Source organism: Streptomyces sp. NBC_01237, from assembly GCF_035917275.1.
Classification (GTDB): domain Bacteria; phylum Actinomycetota; class Actinomycetes; order Streptomycetales; family Streptomycetaceae; genus Streptomyces.
On the sequence record NZ_CP108508.1, the window covers coordinates 3,168,922 to 3,195,146 of the forward strand.

Consider the following 26,225-nt stretch of genomic DNA (forward strand, 5'->3'; position numbering starts at 1 on the left):
AGCTCACGGCCATGAAATGGGATCATTTTGAACCACCCAAACGTGACGGGCAGTTCGGGCGACTCGTCCGTCATCCAGACAATCATCGAGCAGTCGACGCGCGTCCTGGAGACGTACCGAGTCGATCCGGGACTGATTCTGGAGCACGCCAACGGTGAGCGGCGGATCACCCAGGGCGGATACGGCGACCGGCAGTTGTTCGAACTCGTCCAGAATGCGGCCGACGAGATCGCCGACTCCCCCGGTGGGAAGGTGCAGGTCGTTCTCACGAACACGCACCTCTACTGCGCGAACGGAGGAACAGCGGTCACGCCGCAGGGCGCGGAGACCATTCTCCGGATGGGTGTGTCGAAGAAGCGCGGGGGCCAGATCGGACGATTCGGGGTCGGCGTGAAGTCGATTCTGGCCGTCACCGACACTCCTCAGTTCTTCAGCACGTCCGGCTCGTTCGGATTCGACCGGGGATGGTCCTACGAGGAGATCAGGAAGGCGCGCGGCGGCGCGGCCGACGAGGAGTTCGAGGCGCCGGTCCTGCGGATGGCCCGTCCGCTGGACGTCGAGAAGGAGCGGGCGTCGGACTCGGTGCTGGCCGGACTGCTGGACTGGGCCACCACCGTGGTGCGACTTCCCCTGCTGCCGGGGGCCGCGGAACGTCTCGGCCACGACATCCACACCTCCGCGAACAAGCCCGAGGTCCAGCGGGAGTTCCCCGCCCGGTTCCAGCTCTTCTCCCACCATGTGGGGACGGTGGTCCTGGAGGACCGTCGATCCATGCCGCAGGTCCGCCGTGAGATCACGGTCGAGCACGAGGGTTTCGTCCACACCATCCACGAGACGCGTACCGGCAAGCCGGATGCGCGGTCCACCTGGAAGGTCTTCGCCCACGCCCACCGCCCCACCGAGGTGGCCAGGGCCAGCGCGGGCGAGATGCACGACCGGGGGACGATCGACATCGCGTGGGCCGTTCCCGAGTACACCGGTGACACCGTGCTCACCGCTCCCAAGGGGCGTGGCCAGTTCTGGTCGTTCTTCCCGACCAAGTACCCGATGACCCTGGGCGGGATTCTCAACGGCGCCTGGAAGACGAACGAGGACAGACAGAACCTTCTGGACTCCAGCCCCTTCAACCAGGAGATCATCCAGGTCGCGGCGCGGCTGGTGGTCGAATCGCTTCCGCAGTTGGCTCCCGCCGAGGACCCGGGTGCCTATCTGCCCCTCCTGCCCGGCCGGCCCAGGGATTCGGAGACCCTGAACTGGGCGGACAAGTATCTGACCGAACAGATCTGGAAGTTGACGGCCCAGCTTCCCTCCCTCCCCGATCAGGACGGTGTCCTGAGGATCCCCCGGGATCTGCGGATCCACCCGGCCCCGGTGAGGAAGGTCCCGCTCAAGCTCGAATGGCTCCGCATGTGGAACGCCCACCCCGGGCGCCCCTCGGACTGGATCCACCCCTCGGTGGAGGCCGCCGAGTTCCGCCCCGGCAAGGTGGGACACATCCTCGACGAGACCCGCCAGGGCCGGGCCACCGTCCGGGAATGGCTGGAGGCCCTGGTCACCGACGGCACGGCCGAGGCCTCCGCCGTCGCGATCCGTATCCTCGCCGCGATGATCCGTGAGGCGTCCCCGTTCGCGGCCGAGGCCCGAGCCGCTCGCATCGTGCTCACCGAGGAGAGCGGGATGGTGCCCGCCGTCGTGGGCAAGGTCTTCCGCCGGGCCGTTCAGGACGGCCTTCGGGACGGGACGACGTATGTCGATCAGAAGCTGTCCGAGGATCAGTCCCTGATCAGCGATCTCAACGAGATCGGCATCCGCGAGGCGGACTCCCGAGGACGCTTCATCGGCGTCCTCGAACAGGGTTTTGACAACTACGGTCCGCAGGACTGGGCACGTTTCTGGGAGCTGTTCCACAGCGCCGGCGGCAGTCAGGTCAGTGGAGAGGTCAGCGCCCGCGTCCCCGACCCGATGGCGACCCTGTACGTACGGACGGTCGACGGTCGTTTCCACCCCATGCGGGACTGCCTGCTCCCGGGGGACGTGGTGCCCGGTGACGGAAGCCGGGACGGCTCGGTCGCCGTGGACCTGCGGTTCCATTCCGACGACAGGATGGTCTTCCACGAGTTCGGCCTGCGCGCACTGCCGACGACCAGTCACCGCCCGACGGACGAGCAGTGGTACGAGGAGTACCGAACGGCCATGTACGAGAGCTACTGCCGGACGTTGAGCAGCAGCGCCGGTCGCCCTTCGTTCAACAGGCTCAAGTTGGAGGGCTCCCCCATCGGGGGGCCGCTGCACCTCCTGGAACGGCTGTCGGAGGAAGGCAGAGGTGCGTTCGTCAAGGCGCTGCCCGACGCGAGTGTCATCGACACCTGGACCATGCAGTTCGGCGTCCAGGTCTCCACACGCAAGACCGTCTACTCCCCCTTGCGGTGGATGCTCGCCCGACACGGCAGGGTGCCCACCTCGCAGGGTGTCGTGCCGCTCGCCGGCGCGGTGGGCCCGCAGCTCCGCGGCTACGCGGATGTCCTTCCCGTCGCGGACATCAGTGCGGAGAAGGCACGGAAGCTGCACCTTCCGACCGTGGTGGAGGACGTCCCCGCGAAGCAGTGGACCCGCCTGCTCGAACAGCTCGGCACCAGCGACGACGACACCTTCGTCGGTCGTACGTACGTGATGCTGACCCGCCTCGAAGTCGACTTCCCCGAGGGGGAACTCACCCGTTGCCGAGTCGGATCGGAGTGGTCCGCACGCGAGGACCACGAGATCGCCGTCGCGGCGACCGACGCGGAGTACCGCGCGCTTCGCGCGGAACAGCTGCCCGCCCTGTTCGCCGGGAGCCCGGAGGACGCCGCGCTCCTGGTCAAGACGTGGGGCATGCTGCGCTACGCCGACGTGATCAGCAAGGAGATCCGGCATGTGGGGATCGGCGAGCCCACGCTCCTGCAGGACGAGTTCCCCACGCTCCGCCGGCGCATGGGGAACTCCATCAACAACTACACACTGCAGCCGTGCTCCGAGCTGGAGGAGCTGATCCGAACTCCGCAAGGCACCCGGGCCACGTCTCTGAGCAGCGCCCTCCAGGGCACCACCGTCCTCGTCCTGGAACCCGAGGATCGACTGGCCGCCCTGGTGGCGGTGGATCGCGAACTGCGCTGGGGGCTGAAGGAAGCGGGGTGCCGAGCGGTTCTCGACGCGCAGGAACGGCAGGAGACCGATCAGCAGCTCCAGGCCGCCCTCCGCCGGGTCCGGGAGGCGGAGAGCGTCGAGGAGAAGCTGGAACTGCTCATCGGGGCGGACGCGTTGCGCGCGGGCCTGCCGCCGGGTCTGATGGAGAGCGAGCGAGCCGAACTCGGCGATGTCGATCCCTCGGCCCGTCGCATCGCGCGGATGGCGTACAACGCCCACGGTGACAGCGTCCTGCACATGCACACCCGCGATCTCCTGTCCGCCTACCCGAGCCATGCCCCGTCGGGCTTCACCGGCTCCTCGTCCGCGGTGAGGTTCGTGTCGGAGTTCGGCTTCCCCGACTCCTTCGCCGGCACCAGGACCCCCTCCCTGGCTCCGCGGGTCGAGGTTCCGGGCCCCACGGAGTTCCCCCGTCTGCACGACTACCAGGAACGCCTGGCCACGAAGGTCTTCGCGATGCTGGACCGGTTCACCCCGCAGCGTGGGATGCTGTCGCTGCCCACCGGCGCGGGCAAGACCCGGGTGGCGGCCGAAGCGGTCATTCGTTGGGTCAAGCAGATGGGCGAACTGGAAGGTCCCATTCTCTGGATCGCCCAGACCGAGGAACTCTGCGAACAGGCCGTTCAGAGCTGGAGTTTCGTCTGGTCGAAGGTGGGAGCCGAATCCCCGCTGACGATCAGCAGGCTGTGGACGACCAACGAGGCGGGGCCGGTCGGCGACCGACCTCATCTCGTGGTCGCGACGGACGCGAAGCTCCGCAACTGCCTGGGCGAGGACGCGTACGCCTGGCTCCGGCAGGCGTGTCTCGTGATCGTCGACGAGGCGCACGTGGCGATCTCTCCGCAGTACACGGAGATCCTCGCGCACCTCGGTCTCACCTCCCGCGAGACACGGCGTCACCTGCTCGGACTCACCGCCACCCCGTTCCGCAACACCAACGACGAGGAGACCCGGCGCCTGGTCCAGCGTTTCGGCGCCCAGCGACTCGACGACGGGATCTTCGCCTCGGACGACGCGTACGCGGAGCTTCAGGAGCTCGGCATGCTGGCGAAGGTCACCCACCGCGAACTGCTCGGTGGGACGATCGAGTTGACCAACGACGAGAAGCATCGGGCCGATCAGATGAGCCTGCTGTCGAAGGCCGCCGAGCAGCGTCTCGCCGACGACCACGACCGCAACAGGCGCATTCTCGAAGAGATCGAGGCCATGCCCGCCGACTGGCCGGTGCTGGTCTTCGCCACGTCCGTCGCTCACGCCAAGTTCCTCGCCGCGAAGCTCAAGGACCGGGGCATCACCGCCGTCTCCGTGGACTCCGCCACGGCGGCGGGCGAACGAAGGAGGAGCATCGACGACTTCCGCCGGGGTCGAGTGCGCGTGCTCACCAACTACGGTGTCCTGACGCAGGGGTTCGACGCGCCTGCCACCCGCGCCGTCGTCATCACCCGCCCCACCTACAGCCCGAACGTGTACCAGCAGATGATCGGTCGTGGTCTGCGCGGTCCCGGCAACGGAGGCAAGGAGACCTGCCTCATCCTGAACGTCCGGGACAACATCACCAACTACGACAAGGCGCTCGCCTTCACGCGGTTCGAGCACCTGTGGAGGGCCAAGTGACCGACGCCTACCTCGACAGCCCGCCCCTCACCGAGGAGCAGCAGGCGGTGGTCGACCACCCCTGGGACACCAGGTTGTTGGTCACTGCGGGTGCAGGCGCCGGTAAGACACACACCCTGGTCCGCCGTCTCGACGCCCTCATGAGCGACGAGGACGAGGCTCTGGAGGCCGGTGAGATCCTGGTCCTCAGCTTCTCCAGGGCGGCGGTCCGGGAGCTGCGCGAGCGGATCGCCGCGCACGCCACCGAGGCTCGTCGGGTCAGGGTCCAGACCTTCGACTCATGGGCGTACAGCGTGCTGCGGAGCGAGCAGCCGGACCGTGACTGGGGTGCTCTCCGTTTCGACGAGCGGATCAGGGAGACCACCGAGGCCATTCTGCGAGGAGCGGTGGAGGCGGGCGAGCAGGGCGCACCCGCCCATGTGGTGATCGACGAGGTCCAGGACCTCGTCGGTGATCGGCGGGACATGGTGGAGACCCTGCTGGACCGCTTCCAGGAGAGCTGCGGCTTCACCGTGGTGGGCGACGGGGCTCAGGCGATCTTCGGCTTCCAGGTGTCGGACGAGGATGCCCGTGCCGCCGAGACGAACTACTTCTTCGACTGGTTGCGCGCCTCCTATCCGGACGACCTGGTGGAGCTGCATCTCTCCACCAACTTCCGGGCACGTACGGACGAGGCCCGCACCGCGCTGGCTCTCGGCGGCGCGCTCCGGCAACTGCCGTCGGAGTCGGCGGAGTCCGATGCCGCCGGTGAGGACTATCACCGGAAGCTGACCGACCTGCTGCGTTCGTGCCCCGATTTCGGTGATCCGGGGGACCCGTTCACCGTCGAGTCGCTGCAGTCGTACCCGGGGACCTGCGCGATCCTCTGCAGGGACAATCGGCAGACGCTCGTGCTGTCCGACAAGCTGTTCTCGCTCGGGGTCCGCCACCGTGTGCAGCGAGCCCTCCAGGATCGGCCCGTTCCCGCCTGGGTCGCCTCCGTCCTGCGCGGAACGGGCACCACCACGTTGACCGAGGAACGCTTCCTGGCGCTGCTCTCCGCGAGCCCGGTGGCGCCGGTCGGGGACCGTGCGAGGATCTGGCGTTCCCTGCGGGGCGCCGCCCGTGCCCCCAGGGGGCTGATGGATGTGTCGGCCGTGCGACGGCTGGTCGCCGAGGGACGGTTCCCCGACGATCTGGCGGCCGTCGAACCCGCGGACCTGATCGTGTCGACCGTGCACCGTGCCAAGGGCCTGGAATTCGATCGGGTGATCGTGCTCGACCCCGCCCCGATGGCGGAGCTGCGCAAGCAGCACACCCATGTCGACCCTGCGGCCGAGGCGCGTTCGCTCTACGTCGCGATGACCCGCCCTCGGGACGACCTGTTCCGTATCGAGGCGCCGGACACGGCGCTGATCCGTCGTGACAGGTCGACCGACCGTTGGTACCTGGGGGGTTGGAAGTCGTACATCCGTGACGGCATCGCCGCCTCGGGGCGCGACGTGTGCCGGGAGCACCCGCCCGGAACGGACGGATTCTCCGACGACGCGGCGGCCGTGCAGGACTATGTGACGTCGGCGGTGTCCCCCGGAGACGCACTGGTTCTCCGGGCCCAGCACGAGCTGCCCGTGGCCGCCGACCAGAGCCCCCCGTACACCGTCCTCCACCGGGACCGTCCGATCGCGGTCGTCTCGGAGCGGTTCCGCAGGGATCTCCACGCCTCCCTGAAGATCAGCAGGACCTGGGACGTCAACTGGCCGGTGGAGATCGAGGGGTTCACGGTGGACTGTCTGGAGAGTGTCGCCGGAAGCGTCGCCTCCGGCGCCCGCGCGGGACTGGGGGATCACGGCATCTGGACGGTGCCCCGTATGACAGGACTCGGTCGGTACAGGCGAGCCGGGAAGACCGTGCAGGAAGGCGACGACGCATGACCGACGACACGAACCCGCACTCCGCGCACTACGAGCTGCGTGACGGCCTTGTCGCACAGCTCCGCAGGGACCTGCTGGGCCCCGGATCACCCGACGAGGTCCTGACGCAGGACCCGCCGATCACCACCTATCCGATCGGGGTGTTGTTTCCGCGCGCCTCGGACGACGAAGCCGAGCGGGCACTCGGTGAGGACGCGGCCGAGAACGAGGGTCTGGACGACGCGCCGCTCGCGAGGAGGGGCAGGGACATCGAGGAGTCCGCGCCGGACCTCGGCGTCGCCCACGTCGGCGACCGGCGCCCCTCGTCCATGGGACTGACGTTCGCCGTCGACCCCTCCGTCTCGCGACGCCTCGTCGTGCGCACGGAAGCCGCCGTCTACGATCCGGTCGACGCCGAAGGACGTCCTGTCGCCGCCGAGCGCGCCCGGGCCCGCACCGTCTCGGAGCAGAAGGAGCACTGGCGCAGGCGCCCACTGACCCTGCGCCCGGAGACCATCGACGTGTCCGTGCCCCGTCGGTATCGGATCGACGATCTGCACGCCGGTGTCGCCGTCGACGTCGTGGTCCGCCCCGTGGCTCCCGCGAGCGGGACCGTCACGGTGACGGTGACGTTGATCAACTCGCACCTCGTGGGGAAGAGGGCGCTGCAGGACGCCTTCTGCCTGTACCAGCCCCGCCTCACCGTCACGACGGAGTCCGGCGCCCGGGGCTTCGTCGAGCGCCCCTCCGAGCGGCGGGTGATCGACCCGGAGGTGGCGACGAGCAGGCTGCTGCACCGTCATGCCCCGACCTTCGCCGTGGGACACGGTTGCTCGGCCGCATGGGACTGGACCCCCGCGCCCATCGGCGAGCCCACCACGGAGCGCGCCGCCATCGACACCGTACGGACCGAGTTCGTCCCGGCGCACGATGTGCTGCTGACAGATTCCAACCCCGACATCGACGATTCGGCCCTCACCATGCAGGGCCTGGCGACCAGGCCCGAGAGCGAGATCCTGGCCGCGCTCAACGATCTGACGGCCGCGTACGCCGATTGGATCGATCGCAAGGAGGCGGAGTCGGGCGCGTTTCGCGGCACCCCGCACGCGGCACCGGCCCGCACACAGATCGAGCACTGTCGTACGGCCCTCGCCCGGATGCGTCGCGGTATCCGGGTCCTCGGCACCGACAGCGACGCGATGCGGGCATTTCGGCTGGCCAATCGGGCGATGGCCCAGCAGCGCTCCCGCAGCGAGTGGGTGAAGAAGGGCAGGGAGGGTTCCCCCGATGAATCCGTCGGGCGGTGGCGTCCGTTCCAGATCTCCTTCGTGCTCCTGTGCCTCGAAGGGATCGTGGACCCCGGGCACCCGGACCGTTCGGTCGCCGACCTGCTCTGGTTCCCCACCGGTGGTGGCAAGACCGAGGCGTACCTCGGCCTGATCGCCTTCACCACCTTCCTTCGGCGCATGCGGCTGAAGGAGCACGGAGGGGGTGTCACCGTCCTCATGCGCTACACGCTGCGGCTGCTCACCCTGCAGCAGTTCGAACGAGCCGCGGCTCTGATCTGCGCCATGGAGCGCATCCGCCTCGGCGACGAGCGGACGCTGGGGACGGAACCCATCTCCATCGGCATGTGGGTCGGCCAGTCCGCCACCCCCAACAAACTGTCGGTGGCCGAGGAGAGCCTCGCCGAACTGCGGAAGGAGAAGGAACTCCAGGAGAAGAACCCCGTCCAACTGCACGCGTGCCCGTGGTGCGGCACCCGCATGGACGCGCATCAGTACGAGGTCGACGAGCCGGCGAAGCGCATGCACGTCCGATGCCCGGACACCTGGTGCGACTTCCACAACGGGCTCCCGGTCCATCTGATCGACGAAGCGGTCTACGACGCGCGGCCCACGCTGGTGATCGCCACCGTCGACAAGTTCGCCGCCATGCCGTGGCGGGAGCAGACGGCCGCGCTGTTCAACCGCGACCGCTCCGACGGAACCCCGCCTCCCGAGCTGATCGTCCAGGACGAGCTGCACCTCATCTCCGGTCCGCTCGGAACACTCACCGGTCTGTACGAGACGGCCGTGGACCTGCTGGCCGACGAACCCAAGGTGATCGCCTCGACGGCGACGATCCGCCGTGCCTCGGACCAGGGCAGGAAGTTGTTCGCCCGCGAGGTGGCCCAGTTCCCGCCGGCGGGCATCGACGCCCGCGACTCCTGGTTCGCCGTGGAGACGCCCAAGGAACGCAAGGCGAGCCGCCAGTACGTCGGTCTGCTCACCCCGAGCACGAGCCAGTCCACTCTCCTCATCCGTACCTACGCCAACCTCCTGCACCGGGCGGCGAGGGCCGGGAGCACCGACGAGGTGCGTGACGCCTACTGGACGCTCGTCGGCTACTTCAACAGCCTTCGGCTGTTGGCCGCCGCCGAGCTGCAGGTCCACGACGATGTCGATGCCTACCTCGGCTACCTTGCCGAACGTGACGGCTGCGAGCAGCGAAAGATCGTGGAACAGACCGAGTTGACCAGTCGGGCGAACTCCAGTGAGGTACCCAAGCGGCTCAAGCAGGTCGAGCGACGGCTGCCGCATCCCGATGTCGTGGATGTCCTCCTGGCCACCAACATGATCTCGGTCGGTGTCGACGTGGACCGGCTCGGTCTGATGGCGGTCATGGGGCAGCCGCAGACCACGGCCGAGTACATCCAGGCGACCAGCCGGGTCGGTCGACGCCACCCGGGGCTGGTGGCCGTGATGCTCAACTCGAACCGCTCGCGCGACCGTTCGCACTACGAGAGCTTCCAGCACTTCCACTCGGCGCTGTACCGCGAGGTCGAGTCGACCAGCGTGACGCCCTTCTCCTCCCGCTCCCGTGAACGCGGTCTGCACGCCGTGGTGGTCGCGCTCGCCCGGATCCTGATCCCCGCGGCCCGCCCCGACGACGGTGCCGGACGGATCGACGAGTTCCGCGACGAACTGAACCGGATCGTCAGGACTGCGCTCCTGGACCGGGTCCAGGCGGTCGACCCGGACGAGTACGCGGCGACGGCCGCCGCGTTCGACGAGTTCGTCGAGTGGTGGGCCGAGGAGGCCGAGCTCCATGGCGGGCTCACCTACGAGCCCAGGCGGGGCCGGAGGACACCGTCCCTGCTGTGCGCGTTCGACGACGACAACGAGGGTGCGTGGCCCACCCTGTGGAGCCTGCGCGATGTCGACGCCGAGTCCGCTCTCTTCATGGAGGCAACCCGATGACCCCTCCCCACTCCCGGCGCCGCCGGGCCGGTGCGCCCGAACGCAGCTATCCCCGTCGGGGCTCCGTCCGCCGGGCGCAGATGATCACGACGTACGGTGTCGGTTCGCTCGTCGCCGTCGACAACGAGTCGTTCATAGTGACCGGCATCGACTCGTGGAACATCAGTGAGGCACCGACGATCTACGAGCACCGCCTGGCCCGGGTGCTCGGCGTGAAGTCGTTCCGCCTGCCTCCCGCATCGGACGACACGAGCAGGGACGGCGTGCACGTCCGCCGCTTCCCCCTGTGGCACTCGTGCCCGTCCTGCCACACCCTGCAGCATGTGCGACTGTTCAACTCCCCGCCGGGGAAGAACGAATGCGGTGACTGCGAGGAGGACCTCGTCCCCTCGCGTTTCGTCATGGCGTGCGCGAAGGGCCACATCGACGATTTTCCGTACTGGAAGTGGGCGCACCGCAAGAACCGGCAGGAAGGCGAATCCGGTCTCTGCGGTGGCCGGATGCGGCTGCGGACCACCGGCAGGACGGCTTCGCTCCGCTCGATCCTGATCTCCTGCACCTGCGGTATCCCGGAGGTGTCCATGGAGGGCGCCTTCCGGAGCACCGCCTTGTCCGACCTGAAGGTGTTCTGCGGCGGTAAGCGCCCCTGGCTGAAGGACGCTCCGACGGATTCCTGCTCGGAGCGGCCGCGGACGCTCCAGCGCGGTTCGTCCGTCGCCTGGCAGCCCATCGTGCGGACGGCGCTGTCGATCCCCCCGTGGAGCGACGGGCACTTCACCCGGCTCGCCCCGCACATGGACGACCTGCGCAACATGTACGAGGACGGAGACACATCCGGCATCAGGGGCTTCCTCAAGGCATTCACGCTCAGGGAGCCGTACGAGTTCTCGGCCGAGAGGGTCATCGCCCTCCTCGAAGCGGAGAACCACGAGGATGTGGCACCCGACCAGGAACAGATCAAGGACGACGCCTACACGGCGCTTCGAAAGCAGGAGTACGAACGGCTGATCGCGGGCCGCGCCGAGAGCGAGACCGACCACGAGGACCAGTTCGTCTGCGAGCCGCCGCGATCGTCCGCGTCCGTCCTGGCTCCCTACGGCCTGGAAGGCCCGATGCTGGTCAAACGTCTGCGGGAGGTCCGTGCGCTCAAGGCGTTCTCGCGGGTCGACACACCCGAGACACGCACGGACGTCCAGGAGGCCGCGCTGTCCCTCGTCGACATGGACTGGCTGCCCGCCATGGAGGTCCAGGGCGAAGGCGTCTTCCTGCGGCTCGACGAGCAGCGGCTGGACTCCTGGGCACGGAGCGTCGCGGTCGCGGCCAGAGTGGACCGAATCCGGGCCAACCACCAGCGCATGATGCGGGAACGCGCCCAGGCACCGGCGGATGTTCCCGAGTCGCCGGCCACCCCGCGCATGGTTCTCCTGCACACGTTGGCGCACGCGCTGATCAATGAGTGGAGCCTGGACGGCGGCTACCCCGCAGCGTCCCTGCGCGAGCGTCTGTACGCGGACGACTCCATGGCGGGAATCCTCGTCGCCACGGCGACGAGCGATTCCGCCGGCAGCCTCGGCGGCCTGGTCGCCCAGGGCGAACCGGACCACCTTGCCCTCTCCCTGCGGTCGGCACTCGTCCGGGCCCAGTGGTGTTCGGCCGATCCGCTCTGCGTGGAGTCCGAGGCGAGCGGCGTCGGAGGCATCAACCTGGCGGCCTGCCACGCCTGCGTCCTCCTGCCCGAAACCAGCTGCGAACACAACAACGGCCTGCTCGACCGGGCGTTGTTGATCGGCACCCCGGAGGATCCGTCCATCGGGTTCTTCGGCGAGGCGCTGCGGTCCTGACCGCACGCTCACACGGCTTCGCCCAGCTCGGCCTCGAAGTGCGTCTGCGCACGGTCCAGAGCGCTGTCCGGGTCGCAGCCGTGGGCGCGCAGCCAGTGGAGGAGGTCCGCGATGAGGCCGATCGCGGACTCCTGGGCCGCCGCCACCCCGAGTCGCCCGTACGACAGGCCGTCCGGCCTCACCGCCATGCCCAACAGCCCGAGCAGCGCCTCGGCCTTGGCGACCTGGGGGCCATCGGCATGGTCGATCGACGAGCGCAGGCCGGTGGCCAGCTCGCACCAGGTGATCTTGGAGTCGTCACGGAGGAGAACGCCCCATCGCTCGGCGACGGCGTCGATCAGGGCCAGCCCCCGCCCCTGCACCGCTCCGTCCCCCGCCGAGCAGAGGACAGGGAGCACCCGCGTATCGGGGTCACTCACTTCGATGCGCAAGCGGCTGCCGTTCATCGAGACGGTCAGGCGCGCCGGGGTACCCGCCCCCCACATGCTTGATGACGTTCGCCGCCAATTCCGAAACGCAGAGTTGGGCGTCCCTGATCACCGGAACCAGGCCCCACAGTCCCAAGTGCAGGCGAATCACTCGGCGCAGGCCGGCCAGCTCTTCGGGCTCCGCCAAGAAGGGCAGGTCCCACGCCTTACGAACCACACCGAAGCGACAGCCGTCCATCCCGATCACTACTCCCATGACACCGCGGGCACCTGGGGTGTCCCGCCCAAAAGAGGGATTTCGACACGTCCCGAAGCAGGCGCAATCGCCTCCGGGCACAGCGTCCGGTCCGGGTTCCACGGCGGCCCCGAGTCGCGAGGACGTGTACCGGCCGATGGAGAACGTCACACTCCGGGAGGTGAATCCCCTGGACGCTCCCCACGCACGCAACACTAGAGCCACCGAGAGTGATCAACCAGGCACGAGACGATGCACTTGGGTCGACGTATCGTCAGAACTGCATCGCAGTCGTGCAGTTAGGCGAAGACGCCCAGGTGAGCGCCTACCTCCCGCATCTCCGTCGTGAGCGTCCGGCGCTTCTTCGTGATCTCCTCGAAGGTGATCGCGGCCGACGACTGGTGACGGAACCACTCGGGCGCCACGGCGTCGAGTCGGGCCAGCTCCTCCATGGCGCCTGTCGGGTCACCGGTGCGGACCTGAGCACGAGCCAGGTCGAGGTAGTAACGATTTCCGTCGTTGCTGCTCGGCTTCCCGAGCCGTTTCCAGCTCTTGGGCTGAAGGCTCTCCTCCTCGCCCGACTTACGGACGACCGATCGCGCGTCCCCGGCGATCATGGAGTCCTCAAGTTCTTTCATCGCCGCCGTGACGGGACCGAACATCGACCAGTGACGGAGCAGGTTCCGGTGCGTCACACCCACGGCCTTGGCCGCCGTACCGGCAGCCCGGCGAAGCGTCCTGGCCTCTTCTGGACGGTTGTTCCGTGCGGCCGCCGCAGCGGCCTCCATGGCCAGACCTCCCCACGTCGCGTACTCGTCGGGCGAGGCTCCTTTGATCTTCGGCTCCACAAGGTCCATGGTCGCGACGGCGATGTCCTCGGCCTCGTCGTAGCGCTCGGTACGCATGAGCATCCAGCACATACCGCCGACCCCGGACGCGGCCGTCAGCGGGGCCTCGGCCTCCCGTGCGTCCGCGATGGATTCCCGAATGGCACTGTGCGCAAGGTCGTACTGGCGGATCTGCGTCAGGTAGCGGCCGACCAGTTGCAGCGCTTCCGATCGAGCCACCAGGGCGTCGATGCGGTCCTGGCCCGAGTCGTAGTACGCGCCGGCCTCGCTCACCGCGCGAATCAGGGCGGGCAGATCGGCGGCGATGCTCTTGTAGCTGTCGCCGAAGTACAGCACCGCATGGTCGTGAGTCATGCGTCGCAGACGACGGAGATCCGGTTCCTCACCGGTCGGCGCACGCGGGGGAAGGAGGCCCATCGCGGGTGTGAGCGCGATGCGCAGTTCCCGAAGATTCAAGCTGTTCGGATCGTCGTGCTTGACGGGCTCCGGTGTTCCGGCCGCCATCAGGTCCGACGTCTTGACCCCCAAGGTTCTGGCGATCTGGTGCAGCGTCTCCATCCGCACACCGTCGGCGCCCTGCTCGATCCGTCGGATGGGGCCGACCGAGAGTCCCGACCGATGCGCGAGCTGCTCCTGGCTGAGGCCGCTCGCCCGCCGGTATTTCCTCAGGTTGTCCGCGAGTTCGTCCGACATACGACACCACCCTTCGCCAACCAGCGTACGACTCGGGCCCGGAGGCAAAGGTCGCTCCAATCCCCCCGCGGCGCCCGACCGCAGCTGGGGAGCGCGACAGTCGGACATGCGCATGGCTCAAAGGGGTGAGCCGAACGCGCCCGAGGATGACTACGGGGCGGCAAGGGTGTTCTGGTGTGGAGGGGATCGGCCGCACGCTGCCTCCGAAGGTAGCCCCGTAACCCGCCGCCCTCCCCCTGAGCGAAAGGTCCGCATGGGCACCGAACTGAGTTCCGCAGTCGTCCTGATCACCGGTGTGATGGCTTCGGGGAAGTCGACCGTGGCCGGCCTCCTGGCCGAGCGGCTGCCTCGGGCCGCGCATGTGCGCGGTGACGTCTTCCGCCGGATGCTCACCTCCGGGCGGGAGGAAGTGATGCCGGAAGAGACCGCGGAGGCCAGGTCCCAACTTGAGCTCCGCTATCGCCTTTCCGCGCTCGTGGCCGACGAGTACGCGCGCGACGGGTGGACCGCGGTCGTCCAGGACATCGTCCTCGGGAAAGACCTGGACCACTACATCGCCCGGGTGCGCACGCGTCCCCTGTACGTCATCGTGCTGGCCCCCTCCACCACGGCCGTGCGGAGCAGGGAGACCGGGCGCGCGAAGACCGGATACGGCCCCTGGACGGTCGACGCCCTCGACGGCATCCTCCGTGCGGAGACACCACGCATCGGTCTCTGGCTGGACACGTCGGAGCAGACCCCGGAACAGACGGTCTCGGAGATCCTCGACAACTTGCCCGCCGCCCGTATCCAGACCGGCTGACTGGCTCGCTCTGTGCGACGTGCCGCGGAATCCGATGGTGCGACGCGGCTCGCGGGGTCGAGAATCACCCGATGCATGAAGTGAAGCTCTCCGACGGGTTCATCACGCTGTCCCCCCTGCGCCTGGACGACGTGGAGGCGCACCTCGCGGGGGAGGACGAACTGCTCGTTCGTTGGCTCAACGGCGGTCCCGGGACGCGCGAGGGCGTCGAGGCGTACGTCCGGCACTGCCAGGACCAGTGGGACACCACCGGGCCGCTGCGCGCCTTCGGCATCCGGGTGGGCGCCGATGAGGAACTCGCGGGGACGGTCGACTTGCGGTTCACGGGCGAGGGTCTGGCTCCCGGGCAGGTGAACGTCGCGTACGGCCTCTATCCGTCCTGGAGAGGACGCGGCCTGGCCACCCGCGCCGTCCTCCTGGTGACCCAGTACGCGGCGGCTGAGGGCGGGGCGGAAGCGGTGATCCAGGTGGAGCCGGAGAACCCCGGATCTGCGGCGGTCGCACGGCGGGCGGCGTTCACCCCCGACGGGCAGATGCTCACGAAGGACGGCACAACGCTCGACCGGTACGTCCGGGCCCTGCGCGCCGAGACCGAGTGACACCCGTCCCTGAACTGCGCGTACCACGCCACCTCCCCTGACAGGGTGTGAGTCCGGTTCGATTGCCACCGGACTCCGGAGAGGAAGAGTGCGTGAGTGACGACGGCATGCTGAGGCGGCGGCTCGCCGGCCGGTTGGTGAGCGGCGGGCATCTGCGTACGCGGCCCTGGCGTGAAGCCGTTGAGGCGGTTCCCCGGCATGAGTTTCTGCGGGGCGGCTTCTTCGACCGCATCGACGGCACGGGTCCCACCGCCTGGGCGCCGGTGATGTCGTACGAGCCCGGCTGGCTGGAGCGATGCTACGAGGACGAATCCCTGGTTACACAGATCGCGGGCACCATCGCGCCGGGAGATCTGCGGGGCGAGATCATGCGGGCCCCGACGTCCTCCAGCACCATGCCCAGCCTGGTCGTGCGGATGCTCGAAGACCTCGATGTCGCGGACGGTCAGCGTGTACTGGAGATCGGCACCGGCACCGGCTACTCCACCGCCCTGCTGTGCCATCGGCTCGGGGACGGTCTGGTGACCACGGTCGAGGTCGACGACGGTGTGTCCGCTCGTGCCGGGGCCGCACTCGGGAGCTGTGGCCTGTTCCCGCATCGGGTTGTCGGTGACGGCCTCGCGGGGCACACGGGGCGCGCTCCCTACGACCGGGTGATCGCCACATGTGGCGTGGTCACCCTGCCGTACAGCTGGATCGAGCAGACCCGGCCCGGAGGATCGGTCCTCGCCACCGTGGGCGGATGGATGTACTCCTCCGAACTCGCGCGGCTCACCGTGCACGATGACGGCACCGCCTCCGGCCGTTTCCTCGGCGGCGGGGTCTCCTTCATGCTCGCCCGCCCCCAGACTCCGCCTCCACTCGGGGTGCTCCCCGATCTCGACCGGGGAGACGAGCGACGAGCGGCCATCGGGGCTGACGTTCTCGACGACTGGGATACGCGCTTCGTCGCCCAGCTCGCCGCCCCTCGCGCCCAGCGCGTCCGCCTCGACCGCGACGGCCGTACGGAGCATGTGCTGCTCGATGTCGAGGCAGGTTCGTGGGCTGTTCTTAGGGCAGATGGCAACGTCGGCTGGACCGCGCGCCAGGGTGGGCCGGACCGTCTCTGGGACGCGGTGGAAGATCACGTCACTCGCTGGCGCAGCGATGGCTCACCGTCGTTGGACCGGTTCGAGATCACCGTGGCACCGAGTCGGCAATCGATTACCTGGCCAAGTGAACCGGAGTGAGGGGTACTTAGATGCTCGGAAGTGACGCGTTCGGACAGCGCTTCGACTGCTGCGCTCACCCCTGACCGACTATCTGCGCTACGAACTGGTCGCCTATCTCGGCAATACCAGGGCCGGGGAGTCCACCGGCGTCATCGACTTGAGGGAACAGCCCCCACCGGGACTGCCCGACCACGACTTCTGGCTGTTCGACAACCGGGAGGCGTACCGAATGCACTACACCCCCAACGGCGCCTTCATCGGGGGTGAACGAGTTCCCGCCCGCGATCTCGTCCGATACCAGAACTACCGTGAGCGCGCTCTGGCCGCCGCTGTGCCGTTCATGGACTACTGGGAGCGGCAGCACTGACCAACGGGGTCGGTCGGGGAACTCTGTGACGCTTCGGGACGCAGCCAAGCTCACAGGCGGCCTCGTGGTCCACCGAGCTTCCGTGCCGCCCGCCCCTCGAAAATCACTGGCCCAGTGGTGGGGCAGGCTGCATATGATCACTGCAAGGCGGGGTCGTAGCACAGAGGTAGTGCGCCTACACAGCATGGAGGAGGACGCCGGTTCGAATCCGGTCGCCCCGCCCCTTCAATCTTTGGAACCGCGGTTCGTCCGCCCGTCTTCGAGGAAGCCGACGGAACAGCGTCCCGCCGCAGCAGTCGTGCGGCAGCCGGCAAGGGGCCCGCAGCAGCGAGGCCAGGGCGAACACGGGGCCCCCGTATGCGGTCGCCGCGCCCTGGAGAGCCCAGGCGCCGCAGTGGACGGACAACCGGACGCCCGCACGGCCCCTGTTCGACCGCGCGTTACCGAGCAAGGCCCCGACGCACACCGCCTCCGCAGCGACTCCGTGCACCGGGCTCGACAGGATCGGGCACCAGGGCGCCGTAGACCTCACACGAGTGACCCCGGCGGCAAGCCCTCGGCGGCTCTGACCGTGGCGAAGCGTTCGCGCCAGGGGGTGCCCTCGGGGAAGTGGTGGGTGTCCGTGTCCTGGAGCCAGTTCTCGTACGCCGTCGCCCGGCGGCATTCGGGGCAGGACGTCTCGTCGCCCAGTGGCCGGAAGAGGTGTTCATCTCCGTAGCCGTCGCACGTGATCAGCTCGCGGACCGGCGGGGACGCCGTGATGGGCGCTGTGATGGGCGGTGCGGGTGGCGTGGGTGGTGTCTGTGGGGGTTCCGGGCACTTCTGGGCCAGGCGGTAGCGGAGAAAGCCGACCGCGGAACGTACGCCGCCCTCCGGGCGCTCGGCCAGTAACGCCTGACGCAGGTCCGCCTCGCCCAGGCCCCGCTCCAGCCACTTCACCGCCTCCACCGCCAGCGCACGGGCCTCACGCACCCCCAGGTGCAGCTCCCGGCGCGTATGGCGCAGCGAGAGCAGGATCTGTTCCGCGCGGGCCAGTTGAGCCGGGCTGGAGGAGGGCGGCGCACAGGACGGTGCGGGAGGCTGCGGCTCTGCCACCACAGCTGCCGCTTCCGCCGTTGTCGCCGCTTCCGCTTCGGAGGGTGGGTGGGTAGTGGTCTTATCTCTGTTGTCTTCTACCGGTTGATAGCCACCGGCCGTCCGGGGAGTCGGCTCACCGACGGTCGGAATCCGCACAGTCGGCGGAGCAGGCACAACAGGCGAAGGCAGTGAGGCGGACGGTGCGGGAGCCGTCGTCAGCCTCGCGCGTACGGTCCTGGCCTCGGCCTCCGTCAGCGGGGTGTTCGTGAACAGCTGCTCCGTGTACCAGCGGCCACCGGCACCCTGGCCGCTCCACTCATGCACAAAACCCTGCGCTACCAGCTGCTTCTTCGCCCTCTGGTACGCATGCCCCTTCATCCCCAGCTGGTCGGCCAACTCGCCCAACGGGCGGCCCGTGGCCGACTCCGGCAGACCCTGGACATACAGCAGAAGGACCTTCGCATCACTGTTCAACCGCCGCTCACGCACGACGTCGTTCGATGCCTTCGTATAGCCCGAAGAGGGCGCGATAACATGACGCAGCATTTCCGGTTGCCTCTCAGCGGCACTGGTGGTGTAGGCCCTCGGTCGGTGTTACAGCACCGTCGGGGGCCGCTCCATGCATATAGGTGCGCACGGAGGGTGATTGCCTCGTCACCGTACCGCACTCGCTCCATCTCCCACCACACGAAAGGGACTTACGCCAGCCAGAGCGAGCCGTGCCGGTGGTTCGCCGGAGGGATCTCCACCGTCTCAGCCGCTTCGACGCCGATGCCGCCGCCCGCGTCCGCGTCCGCGTTCATCAGGCCCCGGAGCCGTCCCACCTGCGTACGGAGCCGTTGCCTGGCCCGGCGCTCCTCGTGTGCCGACCACCGAGCCACCCCGCCGTCCCTGTTGTGCCGGGGGAAGCAGTAGACCCGCACCTCGCGGCGCACCGCGCTCGGCCGTGGCCTGCGGGACTCTTTGACCGCTTCGGTGAGGCTTCGGCGGCTGTAGCGCAGATCGCGTACGACCACGCAGTGCCACGGGCTGCCCGGGAGGCCGTCGTACGTCTTCCGGGTCTGCGACGGGGGGTAGTGGTGGGCCGTGTGCGCCAAGTTGGGCTCCGGGGAGGCGGGGGGCGGGTGGGGCGCGGGCGTTGTCGCCGCTGCCAGGGGGTGCTGGTTGCCGTCAGGCCGTATAGCCGTTCTCCGACAGGATCTTGTCGATACGGGCGCGGTGCGCCGCCTCCCACTCGTCCAGGGATTCGGCCGCCTCCTTCGCCAGTTTCGCCCGTGCGTCGCGCAGTACCTCGTCCCGGCGGGCGTGAGGGGTCACCACGACGCCCTCCTCGTCGGCCACCACAATGTCGCCGGGGTTCACGGTCGTGCCGCCGCAGCGCACCGGGGTGTTGAGCGGTTCCACCGCCTTCTTCGTACCGGGGATGGGGATGACGCCCAACGCGAAGACCGGGAAGCCCAGTTCGCGCACCTCGGACAGGTCGCGGATCACGCCGTCGAGCACGAACGCCGCGATCCCCCGGCGGTGCGCGACCGCGCACACGTTCCCGCCGGCCAGCGCATAGTCCATGTCGCCCGACTCCACGACGATGACCGAGCCGGGCTCCGCGCGGTGGATCGCCGCGTGCAGCATCAGGTTGTCGCCGGGAGGGCAGCGCACCGTGAAGGCCGGGCCGGCCACGCGGGGCACCGGCGACCAGAGGGGGCGTATGCCGGCGTCCATGACCTGCTCGCGCCCCAGAAGGTCGGCGAGGGTGGTCGTGGGGATGTCCTCGAAGCCGGAGTCCTCGTGCATGTACGCCCTTCGTCCGGGGCCCTCCGCGTCCGCGCGGGGGCCTGTAGCCGTCAGCCCGTCGTCAGCTCATTGTGCTTGCAGGACCTGACGCTTGTCCGTAGCGGCTGGTCAACAGCGCCCACCGATCGACAGCGTGGAACGATGGCCACCATGTCCGGTCAAGTCTGGGTGTCCCTCATATCGTTGGGCGGCGTCGCACTCGGTGGCGCGCTGTCCTTCCTCGTACAGTTCGCGACGCAGCGGTCGGCCGAGCGGACGGAGCAGCGGCGGCAGCGGACCGAACTGTCCGAGGCCCGGCGTGCGGAGCGGCTCGCGCTGCTGGAGCGGTTCATCGAGGCGGGGGGCGAGGCGGAGCTCGCGGCCTTCAGGCGGCCGCACGAGTGGGACGAAACGACCCCCTGGTTCCTCACGACCCGGGAATCCATGAACAGACTCTGGGTCGTGGAACGGCTGATCCGTGTCCAGTTCCCGCCGGCCGTGCACGACGCGGCACGCACGTACTCCCTCGACCTCAACCGGACCGTGTGGGAGGGCCTGCCCGACGGAGAGAGCCTGCGCGACTACCTGGAGGACAACCGGCTGGCCTTTCTCGACGCGGCCCGAGCGGTCATGGGATAGCCACCGCAGGCCGCGAAGGCCCTCCGCCCCGACGGCCCACAGCGGCCCGCCCCCGCTGCCCCCGCTGCCCCCTCGCCCGCCGCCGTCGCCGTCGCCGACGATTTGACTTGCGCCTACATATCCAGAAAGCTAGATGCGTAGCCTGGGAGGGAACAGAAGACCCGAAGGCAGCCCCCAAGGATTCACAGAGAGGCCCCCATGGACCCGCTGGCCGTGCACAAGGCCCTCGCCAACCCCGCCCGCCTGCAGTTCATGCAGTGGCTGCGCGACCCCGAGAAGTACTTCGACGAGGACTCGTACACACAGCAGGGACTGGGCTTCCACATCGGCGTATGCGTGGGTGACATCCAGAAGCGGGCCGGGCTCGCGCAGTCCGTGGTGTCCGGCTACCTCCAGACCCTCAGGGACGCGGGCCTCCTGACCTCGGAGCGCGTCGGCAAGTGGACGTACTACCGCCGCAACGAGCCGGTGATCGCCGAGTTCGCCGCCCAGGTGCGCGACGAGCTGTAGTCACCCCGCCCCACCTCCGAGCGTGACCGCCGAGAGCCGAGTCCCGCGCCCCGCACGGCGCACCCACGACCAAACGTATCTACTTTTCTAGATTTAAAGAAAGATCACCATGAGAAAAACCTCCGCCGCCGTCCTGGTGCTCGCCCTGGGCGTGTTCGGGATCATCACCACCGAGATGGGCATCGTCGGGGTACTCCCCCGGCTCTCCGCCGAACTCGGCGTCCCGCCCTCCACCGCCGGCTGGCTCGTCGGGGCGTTCGCCCTGGTGATCGCCGTGACCGGGCCCTTCACCACGCTGCTCGCCTCCGGGATCGACCGCAAGAAGGTCCTCGCCGCCTCGATCGCGGTGTTCGCCCTCTCCAACGCCGTCTACGCGCTCACCACCCAGTACGAGGTGATGCTCGCCTTCCGCATCATTCCGGCCGTCTTCCACCCGGTGTTCTTCTCGGTCGCGCTGGCCACGGCCGCGCGCATGGTCGTGACGAAGGACGGCGAGGACGGTGAGGACGCGAAGGCCGCCACCCGGGCGACGACGACCGTCTTCGCCGGTGTCACCGTCGGGTTCGCCTTCGGGGTACCGCTGACCTCGTACCTCGCCGAACACCTCTCGCTCCCCGCCGCGTTCTGGTTCGGCGCGCTCGTCAATCTGATCGCGTTCCTGGGCATCCTGCGCCTGCTCCCGAGCCTTCCGGTCGGACAACGCGTCTCGTACGGATCCCAGTTGAGCGTGCTCAGGCAGCCCCGGATGTGGCTGACCATCACGTCCGTCGTCCTGATCTTCGCGGCGATGTTCTCCGTCTACGGCTACTTCGCCGAGTACCTGGGCCAGGTCACCGACATGGACGGCTCCTGGGTCAGCGCCATGCTGATGGCGTTCGGCATCGTGATGATCCTCGGCAACTTCGCCTTCGGCAGCCTGCTCCAGCGGAACCTCGTCCGCACCGCCCTCGCCTATCCGGCCCTCTGCCTGCTGGTCTACGTACTCGTGTACGCGATCGGGCCACGGTTCGTCCCGATGGTCCTGGGCGTCCTGGTCTGGGGAGCCGTGCACTCCGGTGGGCTCATCGTCACCCAGAGCTGGCTGGGAAGGGACGCGCGGGACGCACCCGAGTTCGGCAACAGCCTCTTCATCTCCTTCTCCAATCTCGGCATCACCCTCGGCACCGCGGCCGGCGGGTGGGTCCTGTCCGCCGCGGGAGCCCGTCGGCTGCCGTGGGTCGGAGCCGGGTTCGCCGTCGCCGCGCTGGTCGTCATGCTGGTCCGGCTGAGCCTGGACCGTGCCGGTCGGAGGATCCCGCAGTCCGGGGAGGTGGCCGCCTCTCACGCTGCCGTTCGCGCGGCCGGCTGACGGCCGTACCCGTCGGGGCGGAGCGGAACAGTCCGGTGCCGCTCGGAGTTGAGCGGTTATGCCAACACCACGCGTGATTCTCCTGCTGTCCGGAAGCGTGCGGGCCGGGTCCTCCAACGAGACCGTGCTGCGCACCGCCCAGGACGTGGCGCCCACCACCGTACGTACCGTCCTCTACGACGGACTCGGGGATCTGCCGCACTTCAACCCCGACGACGACACCGATCCGCTGCCGAAGCCGGTGTCCGAGCTCCGGGCCGCGATCGCCGCCGCCGACGCCCTGCTGATCTGCTCCCCGGAGTACGCGGGGACGCTCCCCGGGTCGTTCAAGAACCTGCTGGACTGGACCGTCGGCGGCACCGAGATCGGCGACAAGCCCGCCGCCTGGCTGAACGCCGCCGCTCCCGGTCGCGGGGAGGGCGCCTCGGCGACGCTCCGTACCGTGCTCGGCTACACCGGCGCGGCCATCGTGGACGCCGCCTGCGTACGGGTCGCCCTCGACCGGAACACCGTCGGCGCGGACGGGATCAGCACCGATCCGGAGCTCCGCCGACAGGTGGCGGCGGCGCTCGACACCCTGCTGGACGCGGCCGGCCAGGCGGCATCGTAGGCCCGGCAGCGCCGTAGATCCGGCATCGTAGGCCCGGCGTCCTAGGCCCGGCAGCGCCGTAAACCGGCACCGTAGATCCGGCATCGTAGATCCGGCGTCCCAGTGCGGTCCCTCCGGACTACGGGGCGTCGCTCCCCGTACGGTGCCCCGGTCGTCGGCGTCGGTGGCGTGGGGCCTCAGTCGGTGGCGCCCCGGCCGGTGGCGCCCCGGCCGGGGGTGCGCAGGGCGTCCACGGCGATGCGGGCCGCCGTACCGATGACGGCGTCGGCCGCCGGGAGGGTGGCGGCGGGGCTGGCGGCGCGGGTGAAGACCGCGACGGCGTAACGGCCCCCGTCGGGGTACTCGACGACGCCGACCTCGTTGCGGACCGTCGGCGCGCTGCCGGTCTTTCCGGCGACCAGTACGTCATCGAAGGGGAAGCCCGACGCCAGCCGGTGGGGCCACACCTGGAGGCCGAGCAGACGGCGGATGGCGGCGCCGTGCTCCGGGGTGCAGGCCTCGTCGCGCCAGATCGCGCCGAGCAGACGGGTCATGTCGCGCGGGGTGCTGCGGTTGGTGCGCGCGGGGTCCACGGCGCGCAGGCGGGCGACGACCTGGGGGTCGGCCAGGGCCTGCGGGCCGCCGTTCCCGGCGTCCTCCCTGATGGTCGCGAGGAACTCCCGGAACGTCTGGGTCGCGTGGGTACGGGTGAGGCCCAGCCGCCGTGTGGTGTCGTTGACGGCGTCCAGGCCGACGCGTTCCAGCAGGAGGTCGGCCGCCGTGTTGTCGCTGACGGCCACCATCAGGTACGCCGCGTCGCGCAGGGAGACCCGGGCCGCGTCGAGCATCGCGGCGAGACCGGTGGGCCCCGCCGTACGGCCCTCCCGCGGGCACTCGGTCTGCTCGGTCAGAACCAGCCGCCCGGCCTCCGCCTGCTGGTGGAGCGCGACGAGCAGGCAGAGCTTGTGGACGCTGGCCGTGACGACCGGCCGGTCCGCGCCCGCGTCGATCTGGGCGCCGGAGTCGATGTCCACGGCGTGCAGCCAGCCGGTGACCCCGGCTTCGGCGAAAGCCGCGCGGATACGGTCGCCGGCCTGCGGGTGGGCCTGGGGGCCGGGGTGGTGTCGCGTGCGGGGATCGGTCATATCCAGTACTCCGCCGCCGGGCGCAGATGCAGCGGGCCGGAGGTCAGGTCGGGGCCGGGAGCGGCCGTACGGGCCAGGGCATCGGTGACCGTATCGGCGAAGGCGCGGACGGCGGCGTCGCCGCGCCCCCGGGACCAGGCCGCGGAGTGGCGCAGGGCCAGCGGGGCGCCGCTCAGCGGGCGCCAGGTGAGGTCGGGGTCCCGGGCGTGGTGGGCGTCGCGCGTGCTGAAGGTGACGGCGCGCCAGGACAGGAGCAGGCCCCGCGTGAAGCTGGGGCCCTGGCCGTACCGGACGGCGGTGGGGGTGTAGCCGTGGCGGGCGCAGGTGGTCAGGAGGTCGTCGTGCACGGCCGGGGCCTGGGCACGGGGGAAGAGGATCAGGTCGTATCCGGTGAGCGCGGAGAGGGCAACCGTCTCGCGGCGCGCCACGGGGGCGTCGTGCGGCAGCAGGACGCCCAGTTCATGGCGCAGGACGGGGCCCAGTTCCAGCCCGGACACATCGCTGGGGTGGCGGATGAGCCCGACGTCCAGGTCGTGCGAGGCCAGCCGGGCGAGCTGCTCGGCGGTCGACAGTTCGTGCAGTTCCAGCTCCACACCGCTCTGGCGCTCCTGGAAGCCGGCCAGGGCCCCCGCCACGGTCTCACCGGTGATGTCGGGCGGCAGCGCGGCGCGCAGGAGCCCGCTGTGGCCGTCCTGGATGCGGCGGGCCGTGGCCATCAACGCCTCGGACTGGTCCAGCAGCCGGCGCGCCTCGTCCAGCAGGAGCGTGCCGCCCTTGGTGATCGTCACCTGGCGGCTGGAGCGCTCGAAGAGGCGTACGCCCAGTTCCCGTTCCAGCCGCTGGATGCGCTGGGACAGCGGCGGCTGGGCCATGTCGAGACGCTGGGCGGCGCGGCCGAAATGTAACTCTTCCGCTACAGCGACGAAGCACCGCAAGTGCCGTATCAGGTCCACGACCAGCAACGATATCGCGGATCAATCGATCCGGGAGCGATAGCGGTCTTGGACCTCATGGCAACGGGGCTGTTTCTCTCCGGTCATGCCCGTCGCAGTTCATGACCGCCTTCGTTCATGACCGCCGTCGGTCATGACCGTCCTCGTTCATGACCGTCGCGCGTTTCTGCCGATGTGCTCCACGAACGACACGACGAACCGACCGACGACGAACGCCTGACGAACGACCCGACGAACGAACGGAGAGCCGCCCACCCATGCGTACCCGTATCTCACGCCGCGCCGCACTCACCGGACTGACCGGCCTTACCGCCACCCTCCCCCTCATGGGCTGCGGAACGACGACGTCCGATGCCGCGCCCGATGCCACGCCACGACCCCCATCGGGTTCCGGCTCCGGTTCCGGCTCCCCGGCCCCCGCCCCCGACAAGCGCCGGACGGACCGCGCGTTCGCCGCACTGGAGCGGAAGTTCGACGCCCGGCTGGGCGTCTACGCGCTCGACACCGGCAACGGTCTGTTCGTCACCCACCGGTCCGACGAACGCTTCGCCTACGCGTCCACCTGCAAGGCGCTGCTCGCCGGCGCCGTACTGGACAGGAATTCCCTGAAGGGACTCGGCCGGCGCGTACGGATCGGCCGCGACGTCCCCGTCGGACACTCACCCGTCACGGAAAAGGCCGTCGGCTCCGAGCTCACCCTGCGGGAACTGTGCGACGCCGCCGTCCGATACAGCGACAACGGCGCGGCCAACCTCCTCTTCCGCGAACTCGGCGGCCCCAGGGGCCTACAGAGCGCCCTCGTCGCCATCGGTGACCGCGTCACCCGGTGCGACCGCTACGAGGTCGCCCTCAGCGACGCCGTCCCCGGCGACGTCCGTGACACCAGCACGGCGCGCGCCCTCGCCACCGACCTGCGCGCCTACGTCCTGGACGACGCGCTGCCCGTCGGCAAACGGGCCGTGCTGACCGACTGGCTCAAGCGCAACACCACCGGTGACACGACCATCCGGGCCGGTGCCCCGGCCGGCTGGCAGGTCGGCGACAAGACCGGCAGCGGCGGGTACGGCACGCGCAACGACATCGCGATCGTCTGGCCCCCGGACGCCGCGCCGATCACCATCGCCGTCCTCTCCCGCCGCGACACCCGCGACGCCGAGGCGGATGACGCCCTCATCGCCGGGGCCGCAGAGGTCGCCCTCAACGCCCTGGCCTGAGTCCGGCCGGACCGCGCCCCCGGCT

Annotated in this window: 21 protein-coding genes and 1 tRNA gene; 14 read left to right on the forward strand and 8 right to left on the reverse strand. The window is 69.4% G+C overall.

Annotation, left to right across the window (positions count from 1 at the left end; translation table 11 throughout):
- Positions 1–27 precede the first annotated feature (27 nt).
- Genes OG251_RS13950 through OG251_RS13965 form a run of 4 tightly spaced genes read left to right on the forward strand, consistent with a single transcriptional unit; the run spans position 28 to position 11,769 of the window.
- Complete coding sequence (locus tag OG251_RS13950) at positions 28–4,797, forward strand: DEAD/DEAH box helicase (RefSeq protein WP_326677483.1); 4,770 nt, start codon at positions 28–30, stop codon at positions 4,795–4,797.
- Positions 4,794–6,707 (forward strand): UvrD-helicase domain-containing protein, encoded by a 1,914-nt coding sequence (locus OG251_RS13955; protein ID WP_326677484.1) that lies wholly within the window; start codon positions 4,794–4,796, stop codon positions 6,705–6,707. The genes OG251_RS13950 and OG251_RS13955 overlap by 4 nt, the downstream gene beginning before the upstream one ends.
- Positions 6,704–9,928 carry a helicase-related protein gene (locus tag OG251_RS13960; protein ID WP_326677485.1) on the forward strand — a complete coding sequence of 1,075 codons (3,225 nt, stop codon included), beginning with the start codon at positions 6,704–6,706 and terminating at the stop codon, positions 9,926–9,928. The genes OG251_RS13955 and OG251_RS13960 overlap by 4 nt, the downstream gene beginning before the upstream one ends.
- Complete coding sequence (locus OG251_RS13965) at positions 9,925–11,769, forward strand: DUF1998 domain-containing protein (RefSeq protein ID WP_326677486.1); 1,845 nt, start codon at positions 9,925–9,927, stop codon at positions 11,767–11,769. The genes OG251_RS13960 and OG251_RS13965 overlap by 4 nt, the downstream gene beginning before the upstream one ends.
- 8 nt (positions 11,770–11,777) lie before the next feature.
- Here the strand turns inward: OG251_RS13965 and OG251_RS13970 are convergent, their stop codons facing one another.
- The 3 genes from OG251_RS13970 to OG251_RS13980 form a co-directional block, all read right to left on the reverse strand.
- Positions 11,778–12,200, reverse strand: a complete 423-nt coding sequence (locus OG251_RS13970; RefSeq protein ID WP_326677487.1) for a hypothetical protein — start codon at positions 12,198–12,200, stop codon at positions 11,778–11,780.
- Positions 12,181–12,453, reverse strand: coding sequence for an ATP-binding protein (locus OG251_RS13975; protein WP_326677488.1), 273 nt, complete (start codon positions 12,451–12,453; stop codon positions 12,181–12,183). Before OG251_RS13975 ends, OG251_RS13970 begins: the two co-directional genes overlap by 20 nt.
- 278 nt (positions 12,454–12,731) lie before the next feature.
- Positions 12,732–13,973: a helix-turn-helix domain-containing protein gene (locus OG251_RS13980; protein WP_326677489.1), complete on the reverse strand. Its 1,242-nt coding sequence runs from the start codon at positions 13,971–13,973 to the stop codon at positions 12,732–12,734.
- Positions 13,974–14,226: 253 nt separating this feature from the next.
- Between OG251_RS13980 and OG251_RS13985 the strand changes: the two genes are divergently transcribed.
- The 5 genes from OG251_RS13985 (at position 14,227) to OG251_RS14005 (ending at position 17,174) form a co-directional block, all read left to right on the forward strand.
- Entirely contained in the window at positions 14,227–14,775 is a 549-nt protein-coding gene (locus tag OG251_RS13985; protein WP_326677490.1) for an AAA family ATPase, read from the forward strand.
- 71 nt (positions 14,776–14,846) lie between these two features.
- Entirely contained in the window at positions 14,847–15,374 is a 528-nt protein-coding gene (locus OG251_RS13990) for a GNAT family N-acetyltransferase (protein WP_326677491.1), read from the forward strand.
- 92 nt (positions 15,375–15,466) lie between these two features.
- Positions 15,467–16,603 (forward strand): ATP-grasp peptide maturase system methyltransferase, encoded by a 1,137-nt coding sequence (gene tgmC, locus OG251_RS13995; protein ID WP_442818332.1) that lies wholly within the window; start codon positions 15,467–15,469, stop codon positions 16,601–16,603.
- 49 nt (positions 16,604–16,652) lie between these two features.
- A complete protein-coding gene (locus OG251_RS14000) occupies positions 16,653–16,952 on the forward strand; it encodes a DUF6879 family protein (RefSeq protein ID WP_326681255.1) in 300 nt (99 codons plus the stop codon).
- A 147-nt stretch (positions 16,953–17,099) separates the two neighbouring features.
- Positions 17,100–17,174 (forward strand) — tRNA-Ala (locus OG251_RS14005).
- 306 nt (positions 17,175–17,480) lie between these two features.
- Here the strand turns inward: OG251_RS14005 and OG251_RS14010 are convergent.
- The 3 genes from OG251_RS14010 to OG251_RS14020 form a co-directional block, all read right to left on the reverse strand.
- Positions 17,481–18,575, reverse strand: coding sequence for a hypothetical protein (locus OG251_RS14010; RefSeq protein WP_326677492.1), 1,095 nt, complete (start codon positions 18,573–18,575; stop codon positions 17,481–17,483).
- Positions 18,576–18,727: 152 nt separating this feature from the next.
- Positions 18,728–19,126 (reverse strand): hypothetical protein, encoded by a 399-nt coding sequence (locus OG251_RS14015; protein WP_326677493.1) that lies wholly within the window; start codon positions 19,124–19,126, stop codon positions 18,728–18,730.
- A gap of 73 nt (positions 19,127–19,199) precedes the next feature.
- Positions 19,200–19,823, reverse strand: a complete 624-nt coding sequence (locus tag OG251_RS14020; protein WP_326677494.1) for an RraA family protein — start codon at positions 19,821–19,823, stop codon at positions 19,200–19,202.
- Positions 19,824–19,964: 141 nt separating this feature from the next.
- On the opposite strand from OG251_RS14020, the gene OG251_RS14025 reads away from it, so the two are divergent.
- The 4 genes from OG251_RS14025 to OG251_RS14040 all read left to right on the forward strand — a co-directional run bounded on the left by OG251_RS14025 (position 19,965) and on the right by OG251_RS14040 (position 22,909).
- Entirely contained in the window at positions 19,965–20,441 is a 477-nt protein-coding gene (locus tag OG251_RS14025; RefSeq protein ID WP_326677495.1) for a hypothetical protein, read from the forward strand.
- 198 nt (positions 20,442–20,639) lie between these two features.
- On the forward strand, positions 20,640–20,951 hold the full coding sequence (locus OG251_RS14030) for an ArsR/SmtB family transcription factor (protein WP_326677496.1): 312 nt from the start codon (positions 20,640–20,642) through the stop codon (positions 20,949–20,951).
- A gap of 109 nt (positions 20,952–21,060) precedes the next feature.
- Positions 21,061–22,299, forward strand: coding sequence for an MFS transporter (locus OG251_RS14035; protein ID WP_326677497.1), 1,239 nt, complete (start codon positions 21,061–21,063; stop codon positions 22,297–22,299).
- A gap of 58 nt (positions 22,300–22,357) precedes the next feature.
- Positions 22,358–22,909, forward strand: coding sequence for an NADPH-dependent FMN reductase (locus OG251_RS14040; protein WP_326677498.1), 552 nt, complete (start codon positions 22,358–22,360; stop codon positions 22,907–22,909).
- Between the two features lie 176 nt (positions 22,910–23,085).
- Here the strand turns inward: OG251_RS14040 and OG251_RS14045 are convergent, their stop codons facing one another.
- Both OG251_RS14045 and OG251_RS14050 read right to left on the reverse strand, forming a co-directional pair.
- Entirely contained in the window at positions 23,086–24,033 is a 948-nt protein-coding gene (locus OG251_RS14045) for a serine hydrolase (RefSeq protein WP_326677499.1), read from the reverse strand.
- Complete coding sequence (locus OG251_RS14050) at positions 24,030–24,986, reverse strand: LysR family transcriptional regulator (protein ID WP_326677500.1); 957 nt, start codon at positions 24,984–24,986, stop codon at positions 24,030–24,032. The genes OG251_RS14045 and OG251_RS14050 overlap by 4 nt, the downstream gene beginning before the upstream one ends.
- A gap of 257 nt (positions 24,987–25,243) precedes the next feature.
- Between OG251_RS14050 and bla the strand changes: the two genes are divergently transcribed.
- Positions 25,244–26,200, forward strand: a complete 957-nt coding sequence (bla, locus tag OG251_RS14055; protein ID WP_326677501.1) for a class A beta-lactamase — start codon at positions 25,244–25,246, stop codon at positions 26,198–26,200.
- The last annotated feature ends 25 nt before the right edge of the window (positions 26,201–26,225 follow it).